This window comes from Micromonospora sp. NPDC047467 (assembly GCF_040643095.1).
Classification (GTDB): Bacteria; Actinomycetota; Actinomycetes; order Mycobacteriales; family Micromonosporaceae; genus Micromonospora.
Map to the genome: position 1 here is coordinate 11,442 of NZ_JBEYTO010000002.1, position 473 is coordinate 11,914.

Genomic DNA, 473 nt, shown 5'->3' on the forward strand with positions numbered 1-473 from the left:
TGCAGAGTGTCGGGGTGCCACAGCCGCACCACCTGGTCGCCGCCGGCGGTGGCGAGCAGGGTGGTGCCGTCGGGTCGGGTCCAGGTCCCCACCGCATACACCGTCCCGGTGTGGCCGTGGAGTTCGCCGACGGATTGCAGAGTGTCGGGGTGCCACAGCCGCACCACCTGGTCGCCGCCGGCGGTGGCGAGCAGGGTGGTGCCGTCGGGTCGGGTCCAGGTCCCCACCGCGAACACCGTCCCGGTGTGGCCGTGGAGTTCGCCGACGGATTGCAGAGTGTCGGGGTGCCACAGCCGCACCACCCGGTCGTCGCCGGCGGAGACGAGCAGGGTGGTGTCCTTGGAGTGGGTCCAGGTCCTTACCGCGCTCACCGAGTCGGTGTGGCCGTGGAGTTCGCCGGCGGGCCGGAGGGTGTCGGGGTGCCACAGCCGCACCACCTGGTCGTCGCCGGCGGTGGCGAGCAGGGTGGTGCT

At 72.7% G+C, this 473-nt stretch carries 1 pseudogene; it reads right to left on the minus strand.

Features of this window, described 5'->3' with window-relative positions:
* Positions 1-473 (minus strand): annotated as a pseudogene (locus ABZ780_RS04230) (hypothetical protein); the annotation flags it as partial.